Here is a 22629-nt window from a genome sequence, read left to right as displayed (position 1 = left end):
CCGGTCGCACTGTATGGAGTCACCGACATGCGCACCTTCCCCCTGGGCGAAGAGCTCGACGCACTGCGCGAGGCCGTCCGCCGCTTCGCCGCGGCCGAGATCGCCCCGATCGCCGAAGCCGTGGACCGCGACAACGCCTTCCCGCAGGAACTGTGGCCGAAGCTGGGCGAGATGGGCCTGCTCGGCCTGACCGTGCCCGGCGAATACGGCGGCAGCGAAATGGGCTACCTGGCCCACCTGGTGGCGATGGAAGAGATTTCGCGCGCCTCGGGTTCGATCGGCCTGAGCTACGGCGCGCACTCCAACCTCTGCGTCAACAACCTGCACCACAACGGCAGCGCCGCGCAGCGCGCGAAGTACCTGCCGAAGCTGTGCAGCGGCGAATGGAAGGGCGCGCTGGCGATGAGCGAGCCGGGCGCGGGCTCCGACGTGGTCGGTTCGATGGCCTGCCGCGCCGAGCTACGTGGCGACACGTGGGTCGCCAACGGCAACAAGATGTGGATCACCAACGGCCCCGAGGCCGACGTGCTGATCGTCTACATGCGCACCGCGGGCAAGGAGGCAGGCAGCCGCTCGATGACCGCGTTCATCGTCGAACGTGGCATGAAGGGCTTCAGCACCGCGCAGAAGCTGGACAAGCTCGGGATGCGCGGCAGCAACACCTGCGAGCTGGTGTTCGAGAACTGCGAAATCCCGGCCGAAAACGTGCTGGGCGAGGTCAACCAGGGCGTGAAGGTGCTGATGAGCGGCCTGGACACCGAGCGCCTGGTGCTGAGCGGCGGGCCGATCGGCCTGATGCAGGCCGCGCTGGATGCCGCCCTGCCCTACGTCCGCGAGCGCCGCCAGTTCGACGCCGCCATCGGCACCTTCGGCATCATGCAGGCCAAGATCGCCGACATGTACACCGCGCTGCAGTCATCGCGCGCCTACGCCTACCAGGTGGCGCGCGACTACGACGCCGGCCACCGCTCGCGCATCGACCCGGCCAGCTGCCTGCTGCACGCGTCCGAGGCCGCGGTGCAGGTGGCGCTGGAAGGCATCCAGGCGCTGGGTGGCAACGGCTACATCAACGAGTACCCGACCGGGCGGATCCTGCGCGACGCCAAGCTGTACGCGATCGGCGCCGGCACCAACGAGATCCGCCGCATGCTGATCGGCCGCGAACTCTTCGAAGGCCGGGGCTGAGGGACTTATGTCTTTGTAGGAGCAGCTATAGCTGCGACTCCGGACACCGCGACTCTGGGAAAGCAGCTACTTTCGTGGGAGCCGCCTTTGTGGGAGCGGCCTATAGCCGCGAATGCAGACCCCGGCGGCGGCCTTCGCGGCTATAGCCGCTCCCACAAAGGCAGCTCCGAAGACAGCCCGGAAGACCTCCACAAGGGCGGAGCCTGGTCAGACCAATGGCCGGTGGCGGTGGCATGCTGCAGTGCGATAATGGCCGCACACATCCACTCTGGAGTCTTCCCATGACCGACGTCGTCATCGTGGGTGCCAAGCGCACCGCCATCGGTTCCATGCTTGGCCAGTTCACCGGCGTCCCCACCCCCACCCTCGGCGCCGCTGCGATCGAAGGCGCGCTCGCCCACGGTGGCGTGGCCGCCGACCAGGTCGATGAAGTGATCATGGGCTGCGTACTGCCGGCAGGCCTCGGCCAGGCGCCCGCACGCCAGGCGTCGCGCGCCTCGGGGATCCCGGACGCCGCCGGCGCCACCACCATCAACAAGGTCTGCGGCTCGGGCATGAAGGCGATCATGCTCGCCACCGACATCATCAAGGCCGGCTCGGCCAGGGTGGTCGTGGCCGGCGGCATGGAGTCGATGACCAACGCGCCGCACCTGCTCAACGGCTCGCGCACCGGCATCCGCTACGGCACCGCGCAGTTCCTCGACCACATGGCCCATGACGGCCTGACCAACCCGGACGACGGCCAGGCCATGGGCGTGTTCGGCGATGCCACCTGCGCCAAGTTCGGCTTCTCGCGCGAGGCCGTCGACGCGTTTTCGGCCGAGAGCGCGCGCCGCGCTCAGAAGGCGATCGCCGACGGCACGTTCAAGGACGAGATCGCCCCGGTGACGGTCAAGACCCGCAAGGGCGAGGTGGTGGCCGATACCGACGAAGAGCCGGGCAAGGTCAACCTGGAGAAGATTCCGAGCCTGCGCGCGGCCTTTGGCAAGGAGGGCGTGCTGACCGCGGCCTCGTCGTCGAAGATCTCCGACGGCGCCGCCGCCACCGTGCTGATGTCGGCCGAAGAAGCCGCGAGCCGCGGCCTGCAGCCGCTGGCGCGCATCGTCGCCCACGCCACCCATGCCCAGGCCCCGGAGTGGTTCACCACCGCGCCCATCCAGGCGATCACCAACGTACTGGACAAGGCCGGCTGGAAGATCGAGGACGTGGACCTGTTCGAGATCAACGAAGCCTTTTCGGTCGTGGCCATGGCGCCGATGCAGGAGCTGGGCATTCCCCACGAGCGCTTGAACGTCAACGGCGGCGCGGTCGCGCTGGGCCATCCGATCGGAGCCAGCGGCGCCCGCCTGGTGGTGACCCTGCTGCACGCCCTGAAGGCGCGCGGCGGAAAGCGCGGCGTGGCATCGCTGTGCATCGGCGGCGGCGAGGCCACGGCGATCGCGGTCGAGCTGGCCTGAACCCCGGCGGCGGCCGTTAACGCGGTCTTTACAAGTCCGGATTCAAACTATCGCTTGACAGTCGTTCGAGGCTTGTCATCATGCTATCCGGCGCACCTGTGTGCGTTCACCAATTTCACGACGAGGAATGTATCAATGAGCATCAACAAGCTGCTGATCGCGCTGACGCTGGGCCTGGGTCTGGCCGCCTGCTCGAACACTGACCAGGCTGCCAACGCCGCCGCCGACGCCGCCGAGGCCGCTGACCAGGCTGCCGCCGACGCCGCGCTGGCCGGTACCACTGCCGCCGACGCCGCTGCCGAAAGCGCCGCCGCTGCTGCCGACGCCGCCGCTGACGCCGCTGCCGACGCCGCTGTTGCGGTCGACGGCGAGGCTGCCGACGCCGCTGCCGACGTTGCCGGCGCCGCCGCCGACGCCGCCGACGAAGCTGCCGAAGCCACCGAAGAAGCTGCCGACGAGGTCACGGACGGCCAGTAACAGCGGCTGCTCCACTGCTCCAAGGCACCACGCAAGACCGGAGAGCCGCTGGATTCCAGCGGCTTTTCCGTATCCACCGCCGGCTGAGACGCCGGTCCCTTCGATGACAAGGAACCTATCAATCATGAAGATGAAGACCGCACTTCTCGTTGCCGCATGCACGCTGGCCATGGCCGCTTGCCAGAACGACACCGCCACCGCGCAGCAGGAGGCCAGCGAGGCCGAAGCCGCCATGGAGCGTGCCGGTGACGCCACCCGTGACGCCGCATCCGCCGCCGGCGATGCCGCTTCCGAAGGTTGGGACGCAGCCGCCGCCGCGACCGGCGAAGCCGCCGCGGAAGCCGAGGCCGCTGCCGATGAAGCCGCCGCCGACGCCGAAGCCGCCGCGCGCAACATGACCGAAGAGGCGCGGGCTGCCGCAGCCGAGGCCGAGGCCGCTTCGCGCGAAGCGACCGCAGACGCCCTGGACAACGCGTCCGAAGCCGCCGACAACGCCGCGGACGACGTCCGCAACTGATCGACGCGCAGCATCCGACAGGCCCGCTCCGGCGGGCCTGTCGCCACTCCCGGTATGCTTGGCGGCTTCCCACAGTTCGCCGGCCACCGCATGCCCGTACTCGATTCCAGCCTGGATCCGCGCTCGCAGGAGTTCCAGGACACCGTCGCCTACCATCGCGCGCTGGTCGCGGAACTCGACCGCCGCCTCGCGCGTGCCGCTGACGGCGGTGGCGAGAAGGCGCTGCAGAAACACGTCGCCCGCGGCAAGCTGCCGGCGCGCGAACGCATCGCCGCCCTGCTCGACCCGGGCTCGCCCTTCCTCGAGATCGCACCGCTTGCCGCCGAAGGCATGTACGACGACGCCGCGCCCGCGGCCGGCATGGTCTGTGGCATCGGCCGGGTCATGGGCCAGGACGTGGTGGTCGTGGCCAACGACGCCACGGTCAAGGGCGGCACCTACTTCCCGATGACGGTGAAGAAACACCTGCGCGCGCAGGAAGTGGCGCGCGAGAACCACCTCCCCTGCGTCTACCTGGTCGACTCCGGCGGCGCCTTCCTGCCGCTGCAGGACGAGGTGTTCCCGGACCGCGAGCACTTCGGCCGCATCTTCTACAACCAGGCGCGGATGAGCGCGGAGAACATCCCGCAGGTCGCCGTGGTGATGGGCAGCTGCACCGCCGGCGGCGCCTATGTGCCCGCGATGTGCGACGAGAGCATCATCGTCAAGGACCAGGGCACGATCTTTCTTGGCGGCCCGCCGCTGGTGAAGGCGGCGACCGGTGAAGTCGTGGACGCCGAATCGCTCGGCGGCGCCGACGTGCATACCTCCGTCTCCGGCGTGGCCGACCATTTCGCCGAGGACGACCGCCACGCGCTGCAGATCGCGCGCGACATCGTCGGCACCTTCAACCGCCGCAAGGTGCTGCCGGTGGCGACGCGCCCGGTGGTGGAGCCGCGGTTCGCGGCCGAAGAGCTGTACGGCATCGTGCCGAAGGACACGCGGCGTCCGTTCGACATCCGCGAGGTGATCGCGCGCATCGTCGACGGCAGCGAGTTCCAGGAGTTCAAGGCGCGCTACGGCAAGACCCTGGTCACCGGCTTCGCGCACCTGCACGGCTACCCGGTGGGCATCGTCGCCAACAACGGGATCCTGTTCGGCGAGAGCGCGCTGAAGGGCGCGCACTTCATCGAGCTGTGCAACCAGCGCGGCATCCCGCTGGTGTTCCTGCAGAACATCACCGGCTTCATGGTGGGCCGCAAGTACGAGAATGCCGGCATCGCCAAGGACGGGGCGAAGATGGTCACCGCCGTCGCGTGTTCCAGCGTGCCGAAGTTCACCGTGGTCATCGGCGGCAGCTTCGGCGCCGGCAACTACGCCATGTGCGGCCGGGCCTATGGCGCCCGCTTCCTGTGGATGTGGCCGAACGCGCGCATCAGCGTGATGGGCGGCGAGCAGGCCGCGAGCGTGCTGGCCACGGTAAAGCGCGACGGCATCGAAGCCCGCGGCGGCGACTGGAGCGCAGGCGACGAAGACGCCTTCAAGGCCCCGATCCGCGAGCAGTACGAACACCAGGGCAGCCCGTGGTACGCCACCGCCCGGCTGTGGGACGACGGCATCATCGACCCGGCCGACACCCGGCGCGTGCTGGGCCTGGCCGTCTCCGCGTCCCTGAACGCCCCGATCGAGCCCGCCAGGTTCGGCGTATTCCGCATGTAACCCCCGCACCTGCAGGAACAGCTACAGCTGCGATCGCCCCGCCCCGCCTTTGTGGGAGCAGCTATAGCTGCGATCGCCCCGCCCCGCCTTTGTAGGAGCAGCTATAGCTGCGATCGCGCCCTCCCCCATGGCGACCAGCACTGCAAAAAGATCCGCCTCCTCTGATCGCCGCTATAGCGGCTCCCACAAAGGCAGGAGGGAAGGCAGGAGGAGCTGCGGGGGTGGCTTGCGGCAAGCGTAAGTCCTTGTCGGACTTCGAATTGGTGAGCCATGTCACAGGCGCGTGAAGATATCCGCGTGCTATGTTCGGAATCCACCGATCCCCCGACCGTCCCCCGAGGAAAACACCGCGCCATGGCCATCTTCCCGCAAGGCTCCGCCAAGAAAGACAGCTCCCTGCCCTTCGGCAAGGACGCTCCCCCCGCATCGCGCGAGCCGAACCCCGCCGTGGCCGATTTCCAGCCGGCCGAGACTCCCTTCCAGCAGCAGGCCGCCAGCCGTCCCGCGCAGACGCCGGCCGCGCCGCAGGCCAGGGAATCGATCATCGCCTCCGATCTCACCATCGAGGGCAAGATCTCCGGCAGCGGCCACGTCCGCATCGCCGGCAAGTTCAAGGGCGACGTCAACGTCGAAGGCGACCTCACCATCGACAGCGGCGCGCGCCTCAACGGTGGCGTCCGCGCCAAGCGCGTGACCGTGGCCGGCGAGCTCGAGGGCAACATCGAATCCGCCGACCGGGTCGAGCTGCAGCCCTCCGCCGTGGTCATCGGCGACATCTCCGCCGGCACCCTGACCGTCGCCGCCGGCTCGCGCATCCGCGGCAACGTCGAGTGCGGCTGGGACGACGGCGCCACCCCGGGCAAGGGCAAGGACGACAAGTCGCAGAAGGACAAGGCCGGCCTCGACCTGGTCCAGTGAGCGCACGCCCCGGCGCGGCAGGTGCCACGCGCACCTGCCCGCACTGCAAGACCACGATCCTGGAGAGCGCGACGGTCTGCCCGTCGTGTCGCCATTACCTGCGTTTCGACGACAAGTCCGAGCCCAGCCAGGTCACCCGAGCGCTGCAGGTGGAGGGCGAGATCCGCCACCCCGCCGAGGGCGGCGCCTGGGAGTATTCGGTGGTGCTGACCATCCGCGACGACGAAGGCACCGAAGTCTCGCACCAGGTGGTGGGCGTTGGCGCCATCCACCCGGGCGACGCCCGCACCTTCACCCTGGCGGTTGAACTCATGCCCACCAACGACATGCGCCGCACGCCAAAAAAGCCGACCTCCCGCCACTGAGCACGCCGCCGCCCCCTCGGCCGCACCCGGAGAGGAGACCACCCGTGGCATCCGGCGATGACCTGTGGCATCCGGCGACGGCCTGTGGGATCCGGCGATGACCTGTGGGAGCAGCTATAGCTGCGAAAAACCTGTCAGCCACCTATGGTAGCCATGGCTGCGAAAGGCCTGTCAGCCACCTGTGGGAGCAGCCATGGCTGCGATCGGGGAAGGTCGAGGTTCACCAATCGCAGCTATCGCAGCTATAGCTGCTCCTACAGGGGGGGGGCGGAGCTCAATCGCAGCCGCCACACGCTCCGCAGCCCTTTCCGCCTTGCGTCACCGGGGGCGCAATCCGCCGGCCGATCGTCCGCATCCATCGCGGCTTTCCTTCGCGCACCAGGGGAATTGCCACCGCCACGCGCAGGCGCCGCGCGGCGGCGGGGAACTGCCGGCGCAGCACCATCCAGGCGCTGAGCGCGACCACCGCCGCGACCACCGCGTACTGCAGCGCCAGCCCGGCATCCATCAGCCCGCGCCCAGCGCTGCGGCAACCTGGTAGGTAACCAGGGACGCCAGGTAGGCCAGGCCGAACAGCAGTCCCGCGTTCGCGGCCATCAACGCCCACGACCCGGTCTCGCGCCGGATCGCCGCCCAGGTCGCGATGCACTGCGGCGCGTAGATGAACCACACCAGCAGCGACAGCCCGGTGGCGAGCGACCAGCCGTCGCTGATGATCGGCAGCAGCGCCTCGCTCGCGGCATCGTCGTTCGCCGCCGACAGCGCATACACCGTGGCCAGCGACGACACCGCCACCTCGCGCGCCGCCAGCCCCGGGATCAGCGCGATGCAGATCTGCCAGTTGAAGCCGATCGGCGCGAACACCACGGCCAGCGCATGGCCGATGCGGCCGGCGAAGCTGTAGTCGATTGCCGGCCCCACCGCGTCCGCCGGCGCCGCCGGAAACGACAGCAGCACCCACAGCAGCACCGTCAGCGCGAAGATGATGCCGCCCACGCGCTTGAGGAAGATCATCCCGCGCTCGTACAGCCCGATCAGAAGATCGCGCGGATGCGGCAGCCGGTACGACGGCAGCTCGAGCATCAGCGGGTGTTCGCGCTGGTCGCGACGCCAGCGCTTCATCGCCCACGACACCGCCAGCGCGCTCAGGATCCCGGCCATGTACAGGCCGAACAGCACCAGCCCCTGCAGGTTGAACATGCCGCCCACCTGCTGCTGCGGGATGAAGGCGCCGATCAGCAGCGCGTACACCGGCAGCCGCGCCGAGCAGGTCATCAGCGGCGCGACCATGATCGTGGCAATGCGGTCGCGCGGGTCCTGGATGGAGCGCGTGGACATGATGCCGGGCACCGCGCAGGCGAAGCTCGAAAGCAGCGGGATGAAGGAGCGCCCGGACAGGCCCGCCGCCGCCATCATGCGGTCAAGCAGGAAGGCCGCGCGCGGCAGGTAGCCGGACTCCTCCAGCGCCAGGATGAAGGCGAACAGCACCAGGATCTGCGGCAGGAACACGACCACGCCGCCCAGCCCGGCGATGATGCCGTCGACCAGCAGGCTGCGCAGCGGCCCGTCGGGCATGGCCCCGCCCACCGTCGCGCCCAGCCACGCGCTGCCGGACTCGATCAGGTCCATCGCCGGCGTCGCCCAGGCGTACACCGCCTGGAAGATCAGGAACATCACCACCGACAGCGTCAGCAGTCCGAACACCGGGTGCAGCAGCCAGCGGTCGAGCGTGTCGTCGATCTGCGCGGTGCGCGTGGGCATGCCGACCGCCAGCGCCAGCAGGCGGCGGGTTTCGGCGTGCAGCGCGTCCTCGCCGACTGGCGCATCCGCGTCGCCCAGGCGCTTGCCGGGGGCGTGCGGGGCCTGCGCCATCGCTTCGATCCGCTCGACCAGCGCAGCGGTGCCGTCCTGGCGCACGGCCACCGTCTCGACCACCGCCACCCCGAGCTCGGCTTCAAGCGCGGCGCGGTCGATGCGCACGCCGCGGCGCCGGGCCACGTCGACCATGTTCAGCGCCAGCACCATCGGCACGCCCAGCTCGCGCACCTCGAGCGCGAAGCGCAGGTGCAGGCGCAGGTTGGTGGCGTCGACCACGCAGACGATGACATCGGGCGCGGGCTCGCCGGGATAGAAGCCGCGGCAGAGATCGCGCGTGATCGCCTCGTCCAGGCTTGAAGGCACCAGGCTGTAGGTACCGGGCAGGTCCAGCACCGCGTAGGCGCGGCCGGACGGCGCAAGCAGGCGGCCCTCCTTGCGCTCGACGGTGACCCCGGCGTAGTTGGCCACCTTCTGCCGGCTGCCGGTGAGCTGGTTGAACAGTGCGGTCTTGCCGCAGTTGGGGTTGCCGACCAGGGCCAGCCGCGGCACCGCCTGCGCGAGGCCGCTCACGCCCTTGCGCCTGCATCGGCCAGCACCACGCGCGCGGCTTCCTCGCGCCTCAGCGCGAAGCGCGTATAGCCGACCTGCACCAGCAGCGGCTCGGCGCCGAAGGGGCCGGTCGCGGTGATCCTGACCTCCTCGCCGGCCACGAACCCGAGGTCGCGCAGCCGGCGTGCGGTGGCGTCATTGTCCGAACGCGCCTCGACGCGCGCGACCACGCCACGGACCCGGCGCGGAAGTTCTGTCAGCCTCAAGGGCGGGGTCCAAATGGGAACTGTTCTCATCATAGCGCAGCTCCGGGCCACGGCTATCATTGTTTTTTGCCCCGGGGAGCCACCGATGCCATCCAGCCTGACCCTTGCCCGCGACGGTGCGATCGCCCGCCTGTGCCTGGACCGCCCTGCCGTGCACAACGCCTTCGACGACGTCCTGATCGCCGAGCTGACGGCGGCCCTCGAGGACCTGGGCGACGACCATTCGGTGCGCGTCGTGGTCCTCGAAGGCGCCGGCGCCTCGTTTTCGGCGGGTGCCGACCTCAACTGGATGCGCGGCATGGCGGCCGCGGGCGAAGCCGCAAACCGCGAAGATTCGCTGCGCCTGGCCAGGCTGATGCGCACCCTGGACGCGCTGCCCAAGCCCACGGTCGCGCGCGTGCACGGCGCGGCCTTCGGCGGCGGCGTGGGCCTGGTGGCCTGCTGCGACATCGCCATCGGCGTGCCGGACGCGAAGTTCGGCCTGACCGAAAGCCGCCTGGGCCTGCTGCCGGCGGTGATCTCGCCCTACGTCATCACCGCCATCGGCGCCCGCAACGCCCGCCGCTATTTCGCCACGGCCGAGGTATTCGATGCCGCGGAAGCGTTGCGCATCGGCCTGCTGCACGCGGTCGTGCCGGCGGATGCGCTGGATGCCGCCATCGACCGCCAGATCGCCCTCCTCCTCAAGGCCGCGCCGCACGCGTCGGCCGACGCCAAGCGCCTGGTCCGCGAAGCCGCCGCGGCCACCGACCGCGACCGCCTCGATCATGACAACGCCGCGCTCATCGCCGCCCTGCGCGTGTCCGCCGAAGGCCAGGAGGGCCTGGCGGCGTTCCTCGACAAGCGCAAACCCGGCTGGGTCGACTGAAGGCAAGCGCTTCTTGACCACGGATCCGCGCGGATTACGCGGATCCTGCTGCATGACTGCGAACTGCGCGCGGAGCGGCAGGTGTCGGCCTCCTGCTCGACTTCGCTCCCCGTCCCGACTTCCGTCGCCGCGTTTTCTCATAGACTCCTCAGCCTGATCCGCGTAATCCGCGCAAATCCGCAGCCAAAAAAATGCTCTCGAAAATCCTGATCGCCAACCGCGGCGAAATCGCCTGCCGCGTCATCCGCACCGCCCGCCGCATGGGCATCGCCACCGTGGCGGTGTACTCGGAGGCCGATGCCGACGCGCAGCATGTAAAGCTGGCCGACGAGGCCTATCCGATCGGCGGGCCGCGGCCGCAGGACAGCTACCTGCGCGGCGACGCGATCATCGCCGCGGCGCTGGCCAGCGGCGCGCAGGCGATCCATCCCGGCTACGGCTTCCTGAGCGAGAACGCCGACTTCGCCGATGCGGTCGAGGCCGCGGGCATGGTGTTCATCGGGCCGAAGGCGGACTCGATGCGGCGCATGGGCAGCAAGGCCGGCGCCAAGGACCTGATGGCGGCGGCGGGCGTGCCCGTGGTGCCGGGCTACACCGGCGAGGACCAGTCGCCGGAGCTCCTGGCGCGCGAGGCCGGGCGCGTCGGCTTCCCGCTGATGATCAAGGCCGCGTTCGGCGGCGGCGGCAAGGGCATGCGCATCGTGCGCGCGGCCGACGAATTCCTGCCGGCGCTGGAAAGCTGCCAGCGCGAGGCGCGCAACGCCTTCGGCCGCGACCGGGTGCTGCTTGAGCGCTACATCGAGTCGCCGCGGCACATCGAGATCCAGGTGTTCGCGGATTCGCAGGGCAACACGATCCATCTCAACGAGCGCGAGTGCTCGGCGCAGCGCCGCTACCAGAAGGTGCTGGAAGAAGCGCCTTCGCCGTTCCTGACCCCGGAGCTGCGCGCGCGCATGGGCGAGGCCGCGGTGCTGGCCGCGCGCGCGATCGGCTACCAGAACGCCGGCACGGTGGAGTTCATCGTCGCGCCGTCGGGCGAGTTCTTCTTCATGGAGATCAACACGCGGCTGCAGGTCGAACATCCGGTGACCGAGATGGTGACCGGGCTCGACCTGGTCGAATGGCAGCTGCGCGTGGCCGCCGGCGAACCGCTGCCCCTGGCCCAGGACGAGGTGCCGCGGCGCGGCCATGCGATCGAAGTGCGCCTGTACGCGGAGGATCCCGACGCCGGCTTCCTGCCCGGCTCCGGTCGCCTGCAGCGCCTGCGCCTGCCGCGCGACGCCGACGGCGTGCGCATCGACTCGGGCGTGGTCGAGGGTGACGTGGTCACGATCTTCTACGACCCGATGATCGCCAAGCTGATCGTCCATGCCGCCGACCGCGACGGCGCGCTGGCGCGGCTGCGGACGGCGCTGGCGGCCTGCGTGATCGAGGGGCCGAAGTCGAACATCGCCTTCCTCGAGCGCCTGGCGCGGCATCCGGCCGTGGTCGAGGGGCGCATTGATACCGGCTACCTGGACCGGCACCTGGGCGAGTTCATCGGCGACGACGGCGACGTCCAGGGCCACGCCGACGCCCGCACCGCCGCGGCGGTGGCGATGCTGCTCGCCGCCGAGGCCGAAGCCCGCTGCGCCGCCGCCGGCAGCGCCGACCCCGGCTCGCCCTGGGCCATCGCCGACGGCTGGCGCCTGGGCCACGCCGGCCTGCGCCGGCTGGTGCTGGGAGAGGGCGATGCACGCCACGTTGCGGTCGCGCACGGCGCCGCCGGCGACTACCGGATCGAATTCGAGGATGCCGGGACGCTTGGCGTCGAAGGCGCGACGATGGCCTCTGGAGTCCTGCAAGCACGTTTCAACGGCCGGGGCCTGCGTTTCCCGGTCGATATCGATGGCGCTGCCGTGCTCGTCCATGACGGGCGCCGGCGCTGGCGCTTCGAGCGGATCGGCGCCTACGAGGCCACGCGCGGCGGTGAAACCGGCGGTGGCAACCGGGTTGCGGCGCCGATGCCCGGGCGTATCGTGGTCACCAGGGTGAAGCCCGGCGAGCACGTCAGCGAAGGACAGGAACTGCTGGTGATGGAAGCGATGAAGATGGAACTTGCGCTCAAGGCCCCGCGCGATGGCGTGGTTCTGGAGCTGCTTGCCGGCGAAGGCGACTTCGTCGAGGCCGACGCCGTGCTGGTCACCCTGGAAGACTGAGGTGGCACGTCCCCGGCAGGTGCGCATCGTCGAGGTGGGTCCGCGCGACGGGCTCCAGAACGAGTCCGCGATGGTTTCCACCGCGGACAAGATCGAGCTGATCGACCGGCTGTCCGCCACCGGGCTGCAGACCGTGGAAGCGACCAGCTTCGTCAGCCCCAAGTGGGTCCCGCAGCTGGCCGATGCCGCCGAGGTCTACGCCGGCATCAGCCGCCGCGACGGCGTGGGCTACCCGGTGCTGGTGCCCAACCTGCAGGGCTACGAGCGCGCCCATGCCGCCGGTGCCGACGAAGTGGCGGTGTTCACCGCGGCCTCCGAGGCGTTCAACCGGCGCAACACCAACGCCGGCATCGACGAATCGCTTGCGCGCTTCGCGCCGGTGCTCGAGCGCGCCCGCGCCGACGGCGTGCGCGTGCGCGGCTATGTGTCCACCGTGCTCGGCTGCCCCTACCAGGGCGCGGTACCCCTGGCCGACGTGGTGCGGGTGGCGCGGGCGCTGCATGCGATGGGCTGCTACGAGATCTCCCTGGGCGACACCATCGGCGTCGGCACGCCCGGCAAGGCGCGCGACATGCTGCTGGCCGTGGCCGCCGAAGTGCCGATGCCGGCACTTGCCGTGCACTTCCACGACACCTTCGGCCAGGCGCTGGCCAACGTGCTTGCCTGCCTCGAAGAAGGCGTGGCGGTGGTCGACGCCGCGGTCTCCGGCACGGGCGGCTGCCCCTACGCCAAGGGCGCCAGCGGCAACCTCGCCACCGAGGACCTGGTCTACATGCTGCAGGGGCTTGGCGTGGAGACGGGAGTCGACCTGGATGCGCTGGCCGACACCGGGACCTGGCTGTCCGGCATCCTCGGCCGCGCTACCGGCAGCAAAGTTGCCAGGGCGCTGTCCGCGCAGTGAACAGGTCGCGGCCGCCGGATCCGCCCGCGCAGCCATCAGCCGACGGTGCCAACGCGCAGGTCCTGGACGCCCTGGATGCCGCCGCCGGCGACCCCCTCATTCCCGAACGCGCGCGCGCCCTGTTGCGCGAGGCCGCCGCGGCGCTGCGCGCGACCAGCGCCGACGCCCAGCATGCGCAGCTGCGCTACCGCGCCCTCTTCGACGCCGTGCCCGACCCGGTCAGCGTCATCAGCGCGGAGGGCACCGTGGTCGATCTCAACAAGGCCGGCATGGCGGCCTATCGCCGCCCGCGCCACGAGATCGTCGGCCAGCCGATCCACGTGCTCAATCCCGACCTGCCCGAAGACCACATGACGCCGGTGCTGGAGGCGCTGGACCGCGGCGACACCTTCGTCATCGAGGTCAGCAACATGCGCGCCGACGGCACCCGCTTCCCGGTTGAAGTGCATTCGGCCGGCTTCGACCACGAGGGCCAGCGCTGCGTCGTGGCCGTGGCGCGCGACCTCAGCCGGCGTCGCGAAGCGGAGGCGCGCTACCACGACCTGATGGAGGTGATGGACAAGGGCATCGTCATCCAGGCGGCGGACGCGGCGGTGCTGCATGCCAACACCGCGGCCCTGCGGATACTTTCCCTGAACCAGGGCGAGCGGGTGCCGCGCGACGGCAGCCTGCCGGCACACTGGATGCTGCTGCGCGCCGACGGCAGCGAGATGCCGATGTCGGAATTCCCCGCGATGCGCGCGCTGCGCGAGGGGCGGCTGGTGGGCAACACCCTCATCGGCCTCTACCACCGCCTGCGCCGGCGCCTGCTGTGGCTGTCGGTGACGGCGGTCCCGCACTTCGCCGCCGGTGCCGACAGCCCCGACCAGGTGCTGTCGATGTTTTCCGACGTCACCGAGCTCAAGCGCGACAGCGCCCTGTTCGACCGCGTGCAGTCGCTGGCCAGCATCGGCGGCTGGGAATGGGATCGCGCAAGCGGCCGGCTCTACCTCACCGACGAAGCCGCGCACATCCTGTCGCAGGCGCAGCGCCCGGCGTCCATGGACGCGGTGATGGCGTGCCTGCAGCAGGCCGATGCCGACCGGTTGCGCAGCGCGCTGGACACCTCCAGCGACGGCACCGGTTTCGAACTCGACCTGGAAGGCGCGCGTGCCGACGGCGCTGCGTTCTGGGTGCGCGTGATCGGCGAAAGCGGCTCCGGCGTGGCCGGCAAGGCGCGGGTCACCGGCACCCTGCAGGACATCACCACCAGCAAGCACGGCGAGCAGACCCTGCGCGTGCTGGCGCGCAGCGATCCGCTTACCGGACTGCTCAACCGCGACGCCATGCTGGAGGAGATCGCCACCCACCTCGGCGGCACCGACCTGGCCCCGGTGGCGGTGCTGTACATCGACCTGGACCGCTTCAAGCTGGTCAACGACGTGCTCGGCCATGCCGCCGGCGACATCCTGCTGGCCGCGGCTGCCGGCCGCCTGCGCGCGGCCGTGGGCGACCAGGGCCTGATCGCGCGCTTCGGCGGCGACGAGTTCCTGGTCGCCTGCGACTGCGGCGGAGACCAGGGGCGCCCCGAGCGCCTCGCCGACGCGATCCTCGAAGCCTTTTCGGTGGGCTTCGGCTTCGACAAGGACGAGTTCGTGGTCACCGCCAGCATCGGCATCGCGCGCTCGCCGCAGGACGGCACCGACACCCAGTCGCTGATCCAGCACGCCGATGCGGCGATGTACGAAAGCAAGCGGCGCACGCGCAACGGCCGGCTGTCGTACACGCCGGCGCTGGCGCAGTCGCAGCGCGAGCGGCTGCAGTTCGAGACCCAGCTGCGCCACGCCGCCGACAACGACGAGTTCCACCTGGTCTACCAGCCGCAGGTCGAGCTGCACAGCGGACGCATCGTCGGCGCCGAGGCGCTGATCCGCTGGCGCAACCAGTGCCTGGGCGAAATGCGCCCGGACCATTTCATCGCCCAGGCAGAGGGCACCGGCGACATCGTGCGCATCGGCCACTGGGTGCTGCGCGAAGCCTGCCGCCAGGTCGCGGCCTGGCGCGACGACGGCCTCGGCATCGTGCGCATGGCGGTGAACGTGTCCTACCGGCAGCTGCTGGGCAGTGACCTTGTGGCGTCCGTGAAAGGCCTGCTGCGCGAATTCGGGCTGCCCGGCTCTGCGCTCGAGCTGGAGTTCACCGAGCGGGTGCTGATCGAGGACGCGCCGGAAACCGTGGGCAACTTCGCGACCCTGCGCGCGCTGGGCGTGACCTTGGCCATCGATGATTTCGGCGAGGGCTACAGCGCGCTCAACTACCTGCGCCGCCTGCCGATCCAGGGCCTGAAGCTGAGCCAGCTGTTCGTGGCCGGCGTGCCGCGCAACCAGTCCGACGTCGCCGTCTGCCAGGCGGTGGCCGGCATCGCCCGCAGCCTCGGCCTGGGGCTGGTGGCCGAGGGCATCGAGACCAGGGAGCAGCGCAGCTTCCTGCTCGACCTCGGCGTGCCGGTAGGCCAGGGCTTCCTGTTCGCCCCGGGGCTGCCGCCGGACGAGTTCGCGGAGCGCCTTCGCACCGGCCGGGAACGCCAGGCTGCCGTCGGCCAGACAAGCAACCAGACAACGACAGACCTGTAGGAGCGGCTATAGCCGCGATGGCGCGCTGCCGTGGCAATCGCGGCTATAGCCGCTCCCACAAAAGCAATCGCGCGTGGCTGCTCCCAGAAAGGCAATCGCGGCCGTGGCTGCTCCCACAAAAGCAGGCCCGGTCGTGGCGTGCCGCAGTCCGGTAAAATCCACGGTTTCCGCTATCTCCGGGACCGCCATGCAAGCAGATTCGATCCGCGCCGTCGTCACCGGCGGCGTCTCCGGCCTCGGCCTCGCCGTTGCCACCCGCATCGTCGCCGATGGCGGCAAGGTCGCCCTGTTCGACGTCAACGACGACAAGGGCGCGGCCGCGATCGCGACGCTGGGCGAAGCCAATGCGCGCTACTTCAGCACCGACGTCAGCAGCGAAGAGGCCGTGGTCACGAACGTCGATGCGGCCAAGGCGTTCCTCGGCGGTCTGAACATGGTCGTCAACTGCGCCGGCATCCTCGGCGCCGGCCGCGTGCTCGGCCGCGACGGCGCGATGCCGCTGGGCCGCTTCCAGTCGACGGTGATGGTCAACCTGGTCGGCAGCTTCAACGTCGCCAAGGCCGGCGCCGCGCTGATGCAGCACAGCGCGCCGGGCGAAGACGGCGAGCGCGGCGTGATCATCAACACCGCCTCGGTCGCGGCCTACGAAGGCCAGATCGGCCAGGCGGCGTACTCGGCGTCGAAGGGTGGCGTGGTCGGCATGACGCTGCCGATGGCGCGCGAACTCGCCCGCTTCGGCATCCGCGTCAACACCATCGCGCCGGGCATCTTCTGGACGCCGATGATGGAAGGCATGCCCGAGGAGGTGCAGCAGTCGCTGTCGGCCTCGATCCCCTTCCCCTCGCGGCTGGGCCGCCCGGAAGAATTCGCCGACGTGGTCGCGTACATCGCCGGCAACCGCTACATCAACGGCGAGACCATCCGCCTCGACGGCGCCGTGCGCCTCGCACCCCGATAAGGATCCGGCAATGAAGGCTTACGACGTCAAGAAGGGCAACGTGGTCGAGCACAACGGCACCGTCTACCAGGTGCGCGACATCGACCGCAGCTCGCCGCAGGGCCGCGGCGGCAACGTGCGCTTCCGCTTCACCATGTACAGCGTGCCTGGCGGCAACAAGACCGACGCCTCGTTCGACGGCGATGACGAGCTGAAGGAAGTCGAGCTGCTGCGCCGCCAGGCCAGCTTCTCGTACAGGGACGGCGAGGCCTTCGTGTTCATGGACGACGAGGACTTCACGCCCTATACCCTCGACCCCGACGTGGTCGGCGACGATGCCGGCTACATCAGCGACGGACTCGGTGGCTGCTTCGTGCAGATCATCGACGACATGCCGATCGCGGTGCAGCTGCCGCAGACGGTGTCGCTGGAGGTCGTTGAAACGCCGCCGGAGCTCAAGGGCGGCACCGCCACCAAGCGTCCGAAGCCGGCGCGGCTCTCGACCGGCCTGGAAATCCAGGTGCCCGAGTACATCGCCAACGGCGAGCGCGTGCTGGTCAACACCACCAGCGGAGAGTTCTCCGGCCGCGCCGACTGATCGTCGCCGCTCCCACAGGTGGAGGGCGATGGATTGGCCAAAGGGTGGACTGGCCGGGTCGCAGCCATGGCTGCTCCTACAGGTCGAGGCCGCCTTCGGCCTGGTGAAGCGCGCGCAGGTGCGCGCCGAGGGCGGTGACGTTGGCTTCGGTCTGTTGCAGTGATTCGCGCGCCGCAGGCGGCAACCAATCGCGTGCGGCCGCGTGCAGGCGCGTGTCCAGGTCACGCAGGCGGGCGGCGCGTTCACCGGCGCCGTCGCGAGCCTGCTCGCGCTCTGCAGCCTGCGGCAAACCGTAACCCGGTAGCGACACTAGCGCCGCAGGGCTCGCGAGCACGCCGCCCTGGCGCAGCGCCTCGGTCAGCAGGGGCAGCATTTCACCCGCATCTGCACCTGCACCTGCACTCGCATCCGCGTCCACACCCGCCTGCGTGGCGCTGGCCGCACGCTGGCTGCCGGCCTGGAACATGCGTCGCTTGAGCACATCCCGCGCGCGCTGCTCCTCGCGCCGCAGAGCGGCCTCCTCCAACAGCAGCAGCGCCGCCGAGACGCGCATGTCGCCCCGCTGCAGCCACCGGGCACGCTGCGAAGGCACCGTGCGCAACCAGTCCTCCACATCGCGCGGTTCCAGCCCCAGGCCTTCGCGCGCGGTGTCGTACAGCGCCTGGTAGTGCGCACTCCAGGGTTCGAAGCGATAGCCCAGCCTGCGCGCCTCGTCGGGATCGGCCGGTACCTGCGCGTCATCCACCAGCCCGGCGCGGCGCAGCCGCCGCAGCAGGCCCTTGGGCGTGATGCTGTCGAGATCCGCCGCGGCCGCGCGCGGCAGGCCATCATGCAGCAGCTTCCAGGTCTCGACCGCGCAGTTGTTGCCGATGAACCGGTAGCGCCCGTCGTAGCTCCAATGCACGTGCGCCGCACGCCGCAGCAGGCTGGCGATCCCATCGACCGAAAGACGCAGCGGGATCGAATCCAGCGGCCGCAGCTCCACGCGCGTGTACTCGTCCACCGCCTGCTGCAGCGGCAGCACGAACAGCCGCGACGGATAGCCACCCGTCAGCCCTCGCCAGCTCGACAGCTGCAGATCGTCCACGAACGCCCGGAACGACAGCACGCGATGATGCTCGAGGTCCAGGCGACACTCCGGCCCCGGCGCCCGGCCCGGCGCACAGACCACCAGGCGCAGCATGGTGTGCCCCCAGCGGCTCATCATCGCCTCGCCGTTGCCGGCCAGCAGATAGTCCACCGCCACCACGCGTGCAGGGTCGAGCTCCAGCAGCGGTTCCGCATCGGCATCGGCCAGCGCGCCCGCATCGACGTAGGGCAGCGTGTCCGCGCAGACGGGCGCCTCCGGTGACCAGCCGAAGTGTGCAGCGAAATGCGCGTGCAGGGCCGGCCGCCGACAGGCGTAGGCGGGATCGAGCAGGAAGTACTCCAGGTTCACCGCCACGAATTCCGCCGGCGAATGCAGCTCGTATGCATCCGGACTGCGCTCACCGAAGGCATTGTCCGCGCCGCGCCCCGGCCACAGCGGACGCACCTGCCAACCTGCCAGGTCAAGCAAGCGCGGATCACGGGACAGCCCCTGCTCCCGGTCCCAGTCGTGCGCAAGCTCATGCACCAGCGCCGCCACGGCCGCGCGCGGCACGGCATCGATGCCCTCCGGCGGCGTGCTGTCCAGCGACGCGCCGTCGAGCAACACCCGCGACAGCGCGATGCGTTCTCCCCGGATGCGCCCGTGCACATCCGCCGGCAGGTCATCGCGCCAGGACAGCCGCAGCGCACGCTCATGCGCGCGCCAACGCGGCGGCAGGCGCTCCAGCACTTCGGCCACCAGCATCTCCGTGGCGGCGGCCTCCGACACGGACAGCGCCGACACCGGCTCGATCCGGAGCCCAGTCGCCTGCGGCCCTGCGCCTTCCAACTGCAGGTCCACCGGCTGCGCCACTGCCGGCTCCAGGCTCACCGACTGCGCGGACACCGGCATTGCCACCTGCAACAACACACCCGCTGCCACCAGCGCGGCCGCGCACAAGCGAGCCCCGACCAACGCGCCGTACCGCGCGCCTTCGGCGAAACGTCGCGTCATGGCGGAATCGCAGCTATGGCTGCTCCTGCAAAGGCAGGGCCAAATCAACGCGCCAGGATCGCCCGCGCCAACTCGAGGTCACCGGCCGCCCGCGCCTCGACCGAATGCTCGCGCAGATGGCGCAACGCCGCCTCCAGCCGCGCCCCTCGAATGCGCCCATCGCTGGCGACGAAACCCGCCGCATCCTCGCGCGCCTGCAGCACGACCTTGTCATTGCCCGAAGTCGAGCCCGACGAAGCCCCACTGGACGCGGACCCCGCGCCCGCGGACGTACCGGCGAAGCTGGACGCGTGGACGGGAGCGGCGATGGCGAGCGCGAACGCGGACGCGAGCGCGCAGGAAAATACGATACGGATCATGCGTGGTTACCTGGGTGGGGATCGAAAAGCTTTCCGGGGTTGAGGATACCTGCCGGATCAAGCGCTGCCCGCAGCGCACGCATCACCGCGATCTCCGCCGCGCTGCGCGTCGAGCCCAGGTAGGGCTTCTTGACCAGACCGATTCCGTGCTCCGCGGAGATGCTGCCGGCATGGCGCTGGACCAGCCCTGCCAAGTGCGCGGTGACGTCACCGCAGCGCGCGACAAAGGTGTCCTGATCCAGACCGGCCGGCTTGAGCACATTGATGTGCAGATTGCCATCGCCGATGTGCCCGAACCAGACAACCTCGAAGTCCGGATACTCCGCCGCCAGCAGTCCCTGCGCCTCGGCAAGGAAGGCCGGCATCGCCGACACCCGCACCGCAACGTCGTTCTTGTAGGGCACGAAGGGCGCCAGCGCCTCGGTGATGCCCTCGCGCAGTCGCCACAGCTGTCCCGCCTGCGCCTGCGACTGGGCCACCACCCCATCCTCCACCCAGCCCTGCTCCGCGCAATGCGCGAAGGCCTCGAGCAGTTGCGCGTCGTCCGGCCCCGCAGCCGCCGCATCGAGCACCACGTAGTACGGATACCCGCGCTCGAACGGCAGCTGCGCCCCGTGCGCGACGACGTGCGCCAGGGCGATGTCGGTAAAGAACTCGAACGCCTCCAACGCCAGGCGTTCGCGCAGCGCCTGGAACACCTGCACCAGCACCTCGAACGAAGGCAGCGCCAGCAACAGCGTCGCCACCGGCGGCGGCGGCGGCGCCAGCTTCAGCGTGGCCTCGACCACCACCCCCAGCGTGCCTTCCGAGGCGATCGCCAGATGCCGCAGGTCGTAGCCGCTGGAGTTCTTGACCAGGCCGCGGTTGAGGTCCAGCAGCTCGCCGGCGGCGGTGACCAGCTTCAGCCCTGCCACCCACTCGCGGGTGTTGCCGTAGCGCAGCACGCGGATGCCGCCGGCATTGGTGGCGATGTTGCCGCCGATGGTGCAGGAGCCGCGGGCGGCGAAGTCGACCGGGTACTGCAGGCCGTGTTCGCGCGCGGCCTCCTGGACGGCCTCCAGCGCTGCGCCGGCCTCGACGGTGAGGGTGCGATCGACCGCGTCGAAAGCCAGCACGCGGCGCATGCGCTCCAGGCTCAGCACCAGCTCACCGTTCGCTGCGACCGCACCTCCGGACAGGCCCGTGCGGCCGCCCGAGGGCACCACCGCCACGCCTTCCGCAGTCGCCCAGCGCAGCACGGCCTGCACCTGTCCGACGTCGCCGGGCAGCGCTATCGCCAGCGGCGCCGGGATCCAGCGCCGCGTCCAGTCACGGCCGTAGTGCAGCAGTTCGTCGGGCGCGGTGAGCACCCGCAAATCGGGCACCGCAGCACGCAGGGATTCGAGTTTCGCGTCGTTCATCGCAAGTCGCCCGGGCCGGAGCTGCAGCCTGCCAGCGGGACCGGCCAGCGTCCAGCGCTGCAATGCAGCATCACCCGTCCGCTGGCACACTGGGGGACCGCCAACGGCCTGCCACCACCGATGAAGACCTCCTATCCCCGCAAGGACATCCGCGTGCTGCTGCTGGAGGGCCTGAGCCCGAGCGCGGTGGCGGTGTTCCGCGACGCCGGCTATTCCGACATCGAAACCCACGCCGGCTCGCTGCCCGAGGCCATGCTGCGCGAGCGCGTCCGCGAAGCGCACATCATCGGCATCCGCTCGCGCACGCAGCTGACGGCCGAGATCCTGGCCGATGCGAGGCGGCTGATGGCGGTGGGCTGCTTCTGCATCGGCACCAACCAGGTCGACCTGGAGGCTGCCGCCCGCCAGGGCGTGCCGGTGTTCAACGCGCCCTACTCCAACACCCGCAGCGTGGCCGAGCTGGTGCTGGCCGAGACCATCATGCTGATGCGCGGCGTGCCCGCGCGCCACGCCGCCTGCCTGCGCGGCGACTGGCTGAAGTCGGCCACCGGCAGCCACGAGGTGCGCGGCAAGACGCTGGGCATCGTCGGCTACGGCCATATCGGCACCCAGGTCGGCCTGCTGGCCGAGGGCCTGGGCATGCGGGTGCTGTTCCATGACGTCGAAGCCAAGCTCTCGCTTGGCAATGCGCGCGCCGCCGCCGGCCTCGATGACCTGCTCGCGCGCGCCGACGTGGTCACCCTGCACGTGCCCGAGACGCCGGCCACGCGGATGATGATCGGCGCCACCGAGCTTGCGGCGATGAAGCCCGGCGTACACCTGGTCAATGCCTCGCGCGGAACGGTGGTCGACATCGACGCGCTGGCCGCCGCGCTCGAAAGCGGCCACGTCGGCGGCGCCGCCATCGACGTATTCCCGGTCGAACCCAAGGGCAACGACGAGGCCTTCGAATCCCCGCTGACCCGCTTCGACAACGTGCTGCTGACCCCGCACGTGGGCGGCAGCACGCTGGAGGCGCAGGACAACATCGGGCTGGAGGTCGCGGCCAAGCTGGTGCGCTACAGCGACAACGGCAGCACGCTGTCGGCGGTCAACTTCCCCGAAGTCACCCTGCCGGGCCACGAGGGCAGCCAGCGCATCCTGCACATCCACCGCAACGTGCCGGGCGTGCTGGTGCAGGTCAACGAGGTGTTCTCGCAGGCCGGGCTCAACATCGACGGCCAGTACCTGCGCACCGACGCCAACGTCGGCTACGTGGTGATCGATGTCGCCGCGACACCCGGGCAGGCGGATGCGCTGCGCGCGCAGCTGGCCGAGGTCACCGGCACGCTGCGCACGCGCATCCTCTATTAGATTCTGTGGGAGCGGCTATAGCCGCGATACAGCCTGGCGGGGGCATCGCGGCTATAGCCGCTCCCACAGG

General features: G+C 70.2%; 20 protein-coding genes. 14 read left to right on the top strand and 6 right to left on the bottom strand.

Going from position 1 to position 22629, the window contains the following annotated elements:
• Positions 1-27: 27 nt before the first annotated feature.
• The 7 genes from WCD84_RS09995 (at position 28) to WCD84_RS09965 (ending at position 6617) form a co-directional block, all read left to right on the top strand.
• Positions 28-1185, top strand: a complete 1158-nt coding sequence (locus WCD84_RS09995; RefSeq protein ID WP_343281272.1) for an acyl-CoA dehydrogenase family protein — start codon at positions 28-30, stop codon at positions 1183-1185.
• A gap of 281 nt (positions 1186-1466) precedes the next feature.
• On the top strand, positions 1467-2642 hold the full coding sequence (locus WCD84_RS09990) for a thiolase family protein (protein WP_343254101.1): 1176 nt from the start codon (positions 1467-1469) through the stop codon (positions 2640-2642).
• A gap of 135 nt (positions 2643-2777) precedes the next feature.
• Positions 2778-3119 carry a hypothetical protein gene (locus WCD84_RS09985; RefSeq protein WP_343254100.1) on the top strand — a complete coding sequence of 114 codons (342 nt, stop codon included), beginning with the start codon at positions 2778-2780 and terminating at the stop codon, positions 3117-3119.
• 124 nt (positions 3120-3243) lie between these two features.
• Positions 3244-3636 carry a hypothetical protein gene (locus WCD84_RS09980; RefSeq protein WP_343254099.1) on the top strand — a complete coding sequence of 131 codons (393 nt, stop codon included), beginning with the start codon at positions 3244-3246 and terminating at the stop codon, positions 3634-3636.
• Between the two features lie 90 nt (positions 3637-3726).
• Entirely contained in the window at positions 3727-5334 is a 1608-nt protein-coding gene (locus WCD84_RS09975) for a carboxyl transferase domain-containing protein (protein WP_343281276.1), read from the top strand.
• Positions 5335-5688: 354 nt separating this feature from the next.
• On the top strand, positions 5689-6252 hold the full coding sequence (locus WCD84_RS09970) for a bactofilin family protein (RefSeq protein ID WP_343281271.1): 564 nt from the start codon (positions 5689-5691) through the stop codon (positions 6250-6252).
• Entirely contained in the window at positions 6249-6617 is a 369-nt protein-coding gene (locus WCD84_RS09965) for a hypothetical protein (protein ID WP_343254096.1), read from the top strand. Before WCD84_RS09970 ends, WCD84_RS09965 begins: the two co-directional genes overlap by 4 nt.
• Before the next feature lie 274 nt (positions 6618-6891).
• Here WCD84_RS09965 and WCD84_RS09960 read toward each other — a convergent pair whose 3' ends face one another.
• From WCD84_RS09960 to WCD84_RS09950, 3 genes are read right to left on the bottom strand one after another with little or no spacing between them, the layout of a single operon-like run.
• Entirely contained in the window at positions 6892-7125 is a 234-nt protein-coding gene (locus WCD84_RS09960) for a DUF6587 family protein (protein WP_343281270.1), read from the bottom strand.
• Positions 7125-9005, bottom strand: coding sequence for a ferrous iron transporter B (gene feoB, locus WCD84_RS09955; RefSeq protein ID WP_343281269.1), 1881 nt, complete (start codon positions 9003-9005; stop codon positions 7125-7127). Before feoB ends, WCD84_RS09960 begins: the two co-directional genes overlap by 1 nt.
• Positions 9002-9250, bottom strand: a complete 249-nt coding sequence (locus WCD84_RS09950; RefSeq protein ID WP_343281268.1) for a FeoA family protein — start codon at positions 9248-9250, stop codon at positions 9002-9004. Before WCD84_RS09950 ends, feoB begins: the two co-directional genes overlap by 4 nt.
• A gap of 85 nt (positions 9251-9335) precedes the next feature.
• Between WCD84_RS09950 and WCD84_RS09945 the strand changes: the two genes are divergently transcribed.
• The 6 genes from WCD84_RS09945 (at position 9336) to yeiP (ending at position 17364) form a co-directional block, all read left to right on the top strand.
• Entirely contained in the window at positions 9336-10118 is a 783-nt protein-coding gene (locus tag WCD84_RS09945) for an enoyl-CoA hydratase-related protein (protein WP_343281267.1), read from the top strand.
• Positions 10119-10309: 191 nt separating this feature from the next.
• Positions 10310-12316: an acetyl/propionyl/methylcrotonyl-CoA carboxylase subunit alpha gene (locus tag WCD84_RS09940; RefSeq protein WP_343281266.1), complete on the top strand. Its 2007-nt coding sequence runs from the start codon at positions 10310-10312 to the stop codon at positions 12314-12316.
• 1 nt (position 12317) lies between these two features.
• Entirely contained in the window at positions 12318-13217 is a 900-nt protein-coding gene (locus WCD84_RS09935; protein ID WP_343254093.1) for a hydroxymethylglutaryl-CoA lyase, read from the top strand.
• Entirely contained in the window at positions 13214-15829 is a 2616-nt protein-coding gene (locus WCD84_RS09930) for a sensor domain-containing protein (protein ID WP_343281265.1), read from the top strand. The genes WCD84_RS09935 and WCD84_RS09930 overlap by 4 nt, the downstream gene beginning before the upstream one ends.
• Before the next feature lie 187 nt (positions 15830-16016).
• Complete coding sequence (locus WCD84_RS09925) at positions 16017-16787, top strand: SDR family NAD(P)-dependent oxidoreductase (RefSeq protein ID WP_343281264.1); 771 nt, start codon at positions 16017-16019, stop codon at positions 16785-16787.
• 10 nt (positions 16788-16797) lie between these two features.
• Positions 16798-17364 (top strand): elongation factor P-like protein YeiP, encoded by a 567-nt coding sequence (gene yeiP / locus WCD84_RS09920; RefSeq protein ID WP_343281263.1) that lies wholly within the window; start codon positions 16798-16800, stop codon positions 17362-17364.
• A 76-nt stretch (positions 17365-17440) separates the two neighbouring features.
• Here the strand turns inward: yeiP and WCD84_RS09915 are convergent, their stop codons facing one another.
• From WCD84_RS09915 to WCD84_RS09905, 3 genes are read right to left on the bottom strand one after another with little or no spacing between them, the layout of a single operon-like run.
• Positions 17441-19447, bottom strand: a complete 2007-nt coding sequence (locus WCD84_RS09915) for a DUF7844 domain-containing protein (RefSeq protein ID WP_343281262.1) — start codon at positions 19445-19447, stop codon at positions 17441-17443.
• A 44-nt stretch (positions 19448-19491) separates the two neighbouring features.
• Positions 19492-19806 (bottom strand): DUF2388 domain-containing protein, encoded by a 315-nt coding sequence (locus WCD84_RS09910; RefSeq protein ID WP_343281261.1) that lies wholly within the window; start codon positions 19804-19806, stop codon positions 19492-19494.
• Positions 19803-21206 (bottom strand): FAD-binding oxidoreductase, encoded by a 1404-nt coding sequence (locus WCD84_RS09905; protein WP_343281260.1) that lies wholly within the window; start codon positions 21204-21206, stop codon positions 19803-19805. Before WCD84_RS09905 ends, WCD84_RS09910 begins: the two co-directional genes overlap by 4 nt.
• A gap of 120 nt (positions 21207-21326) precedes the next feature.
• On the opposite strand from WCD84_RS09905, the gene serA reads away from it, so the two are divergent.
• Positions 21327-22559, top strand: coding sequence for a phosphoglycerate dehydrogenase (gene serA / locus WCD84_RS09900; RefSeq protein WP_343281259.1), 1233 nt, complete (start codon positions 21327-21329; stop codon positions 22557-22559).
• Positions 22560-22629: the final 70 nt, after the last annotated feature.

The sequence above is a fragment of the Luteimonas changyuni genome (assembly GCF_039548395.1).
GTDB lineage: Bacteria > Pseudomonadota > Gammaproteobacteria > Xanthomonadales > Xanthomonadaceae > Luteimonas.
The sequence above is the reverse complement of the archived record's forward strand: the minus strand, read 5'-3'. Positions and strand labels throughout refer to the sequence as shown.

What these genes read in the sequence shown, in the direction of transcription:
- WCD84_RS09995 (WP_343281272.1), top strand. Translation starts at nt 28, where the DNA reads ATGCGCACCTTCCCCCTGGGCGAAGAGCTCGACGCACTGCGCGAGGCC.
- WCD84_RS09990 (WP_343254101.1), top strand. Translation starts at nt 1,467, where the DNA reads ATGACCGACGTCGTCATCGTGGGTGCCAAGCGCACCGCCATCGGTTCC.
- WCD84_RS09985 (WP_343254100.1), top strand. Translation starts at nt 2,778, where the DNA reads ATGAGCATCAACAAGCTGCTGATCGCGCTGACGCTGGGCCTGGGTCTG.
- WCD84_RS09980 (WP_343254099.1), top strand. Translation starts at nt 3,244, where the DNA reads ATGAAGATGAAGACCGCACTTCTCGTTGCCGCATGCACGCTGGCCATG.
- WCD84_RS09975 (WP_343281276.1), top strand. Translation starts at nt 3,727, where the DNA reads ATGCCCGTACTCGATTCCAGCCTGGATCCGCGCTCGCAGGAGTTCCAG.
- WCD84_RS09970 (WP_343281271.1), top strand. Translation starts at nt 5,689, where the DNA reads ATGGCCATCTTCCCGCAAGGCTCCGCCAAGAAAGACAGCTCCCTGCCC.
- WCD84_RS09960 (WP_343281270.1), bottom strand. Translation starts at nt 7,125, where the DNA reads ATGGATGCCGGGCTGGCGCTGCAGTACGCGGTGGTCGCGGCGGTGGTC.
- WCD84_RS09945 (WP_343281267.1), top strand. Translation starts at nt 9,336, where the DNA reads ATGCCATCCAGCCTGACCCTTGCCCGCGACGGTGCGATCGCCCGCCTG.
- WCD84_RS09940 (WP_343281266.1), top strand. Translation starts at nt 10,310, where the DNA reads ATGCTCTCGAAAATCCTGATCGCCAACCGCGGCGAAATCGCCTGCCGC.
- WCD84_RS09925 (WP_343281264.1), top strand. Translation starts at nt 16,017, where the DNA reads ATGCAAGCAGATTCGATCCGCGCCGTCGTCACCGGCGGCGTCTCCGGC.
- yeiP (WP_343281263.1), top strand. Translation starts at nt 16,798, where the DNA reads ATGAAGGCTTACGACGTCAAGAAGGGCAACGTGGTCGAGCACAACGGC.
- WCD84_RS09915 (WP_343281262.1), bottom strand. Translation starts at nt 19,447, where the DNA reads ATGACGCGACGTTTCGCCGAAGGCGCGCGGTACGGCGCGTTGGTCGGG.
- WCD84_RS09910 (WP_343281261.1), bottom strand. Translation starts at nt 19,806, where the DNA reads ATGATCCGTATCGTATTTTCCTGCGCGCTCGCGTCCGCGTTCGCGCTC.
- WCD84_RS09905 (WP_343281260.1), bottom strand. Translation starts at nt 21,206, where the DNA reads ATGAACGACGCGAAACTCGAATCCCTGCGTGCTGCGGTGCCCGATTTG.
- serA (WP_343281259.1), top strand. Translation starts at nt 21,327, where the DNA reads ATGAAGACCTCCTATCCCCGCAAGGACATCCGCGTGCTGCTGCTGGAG.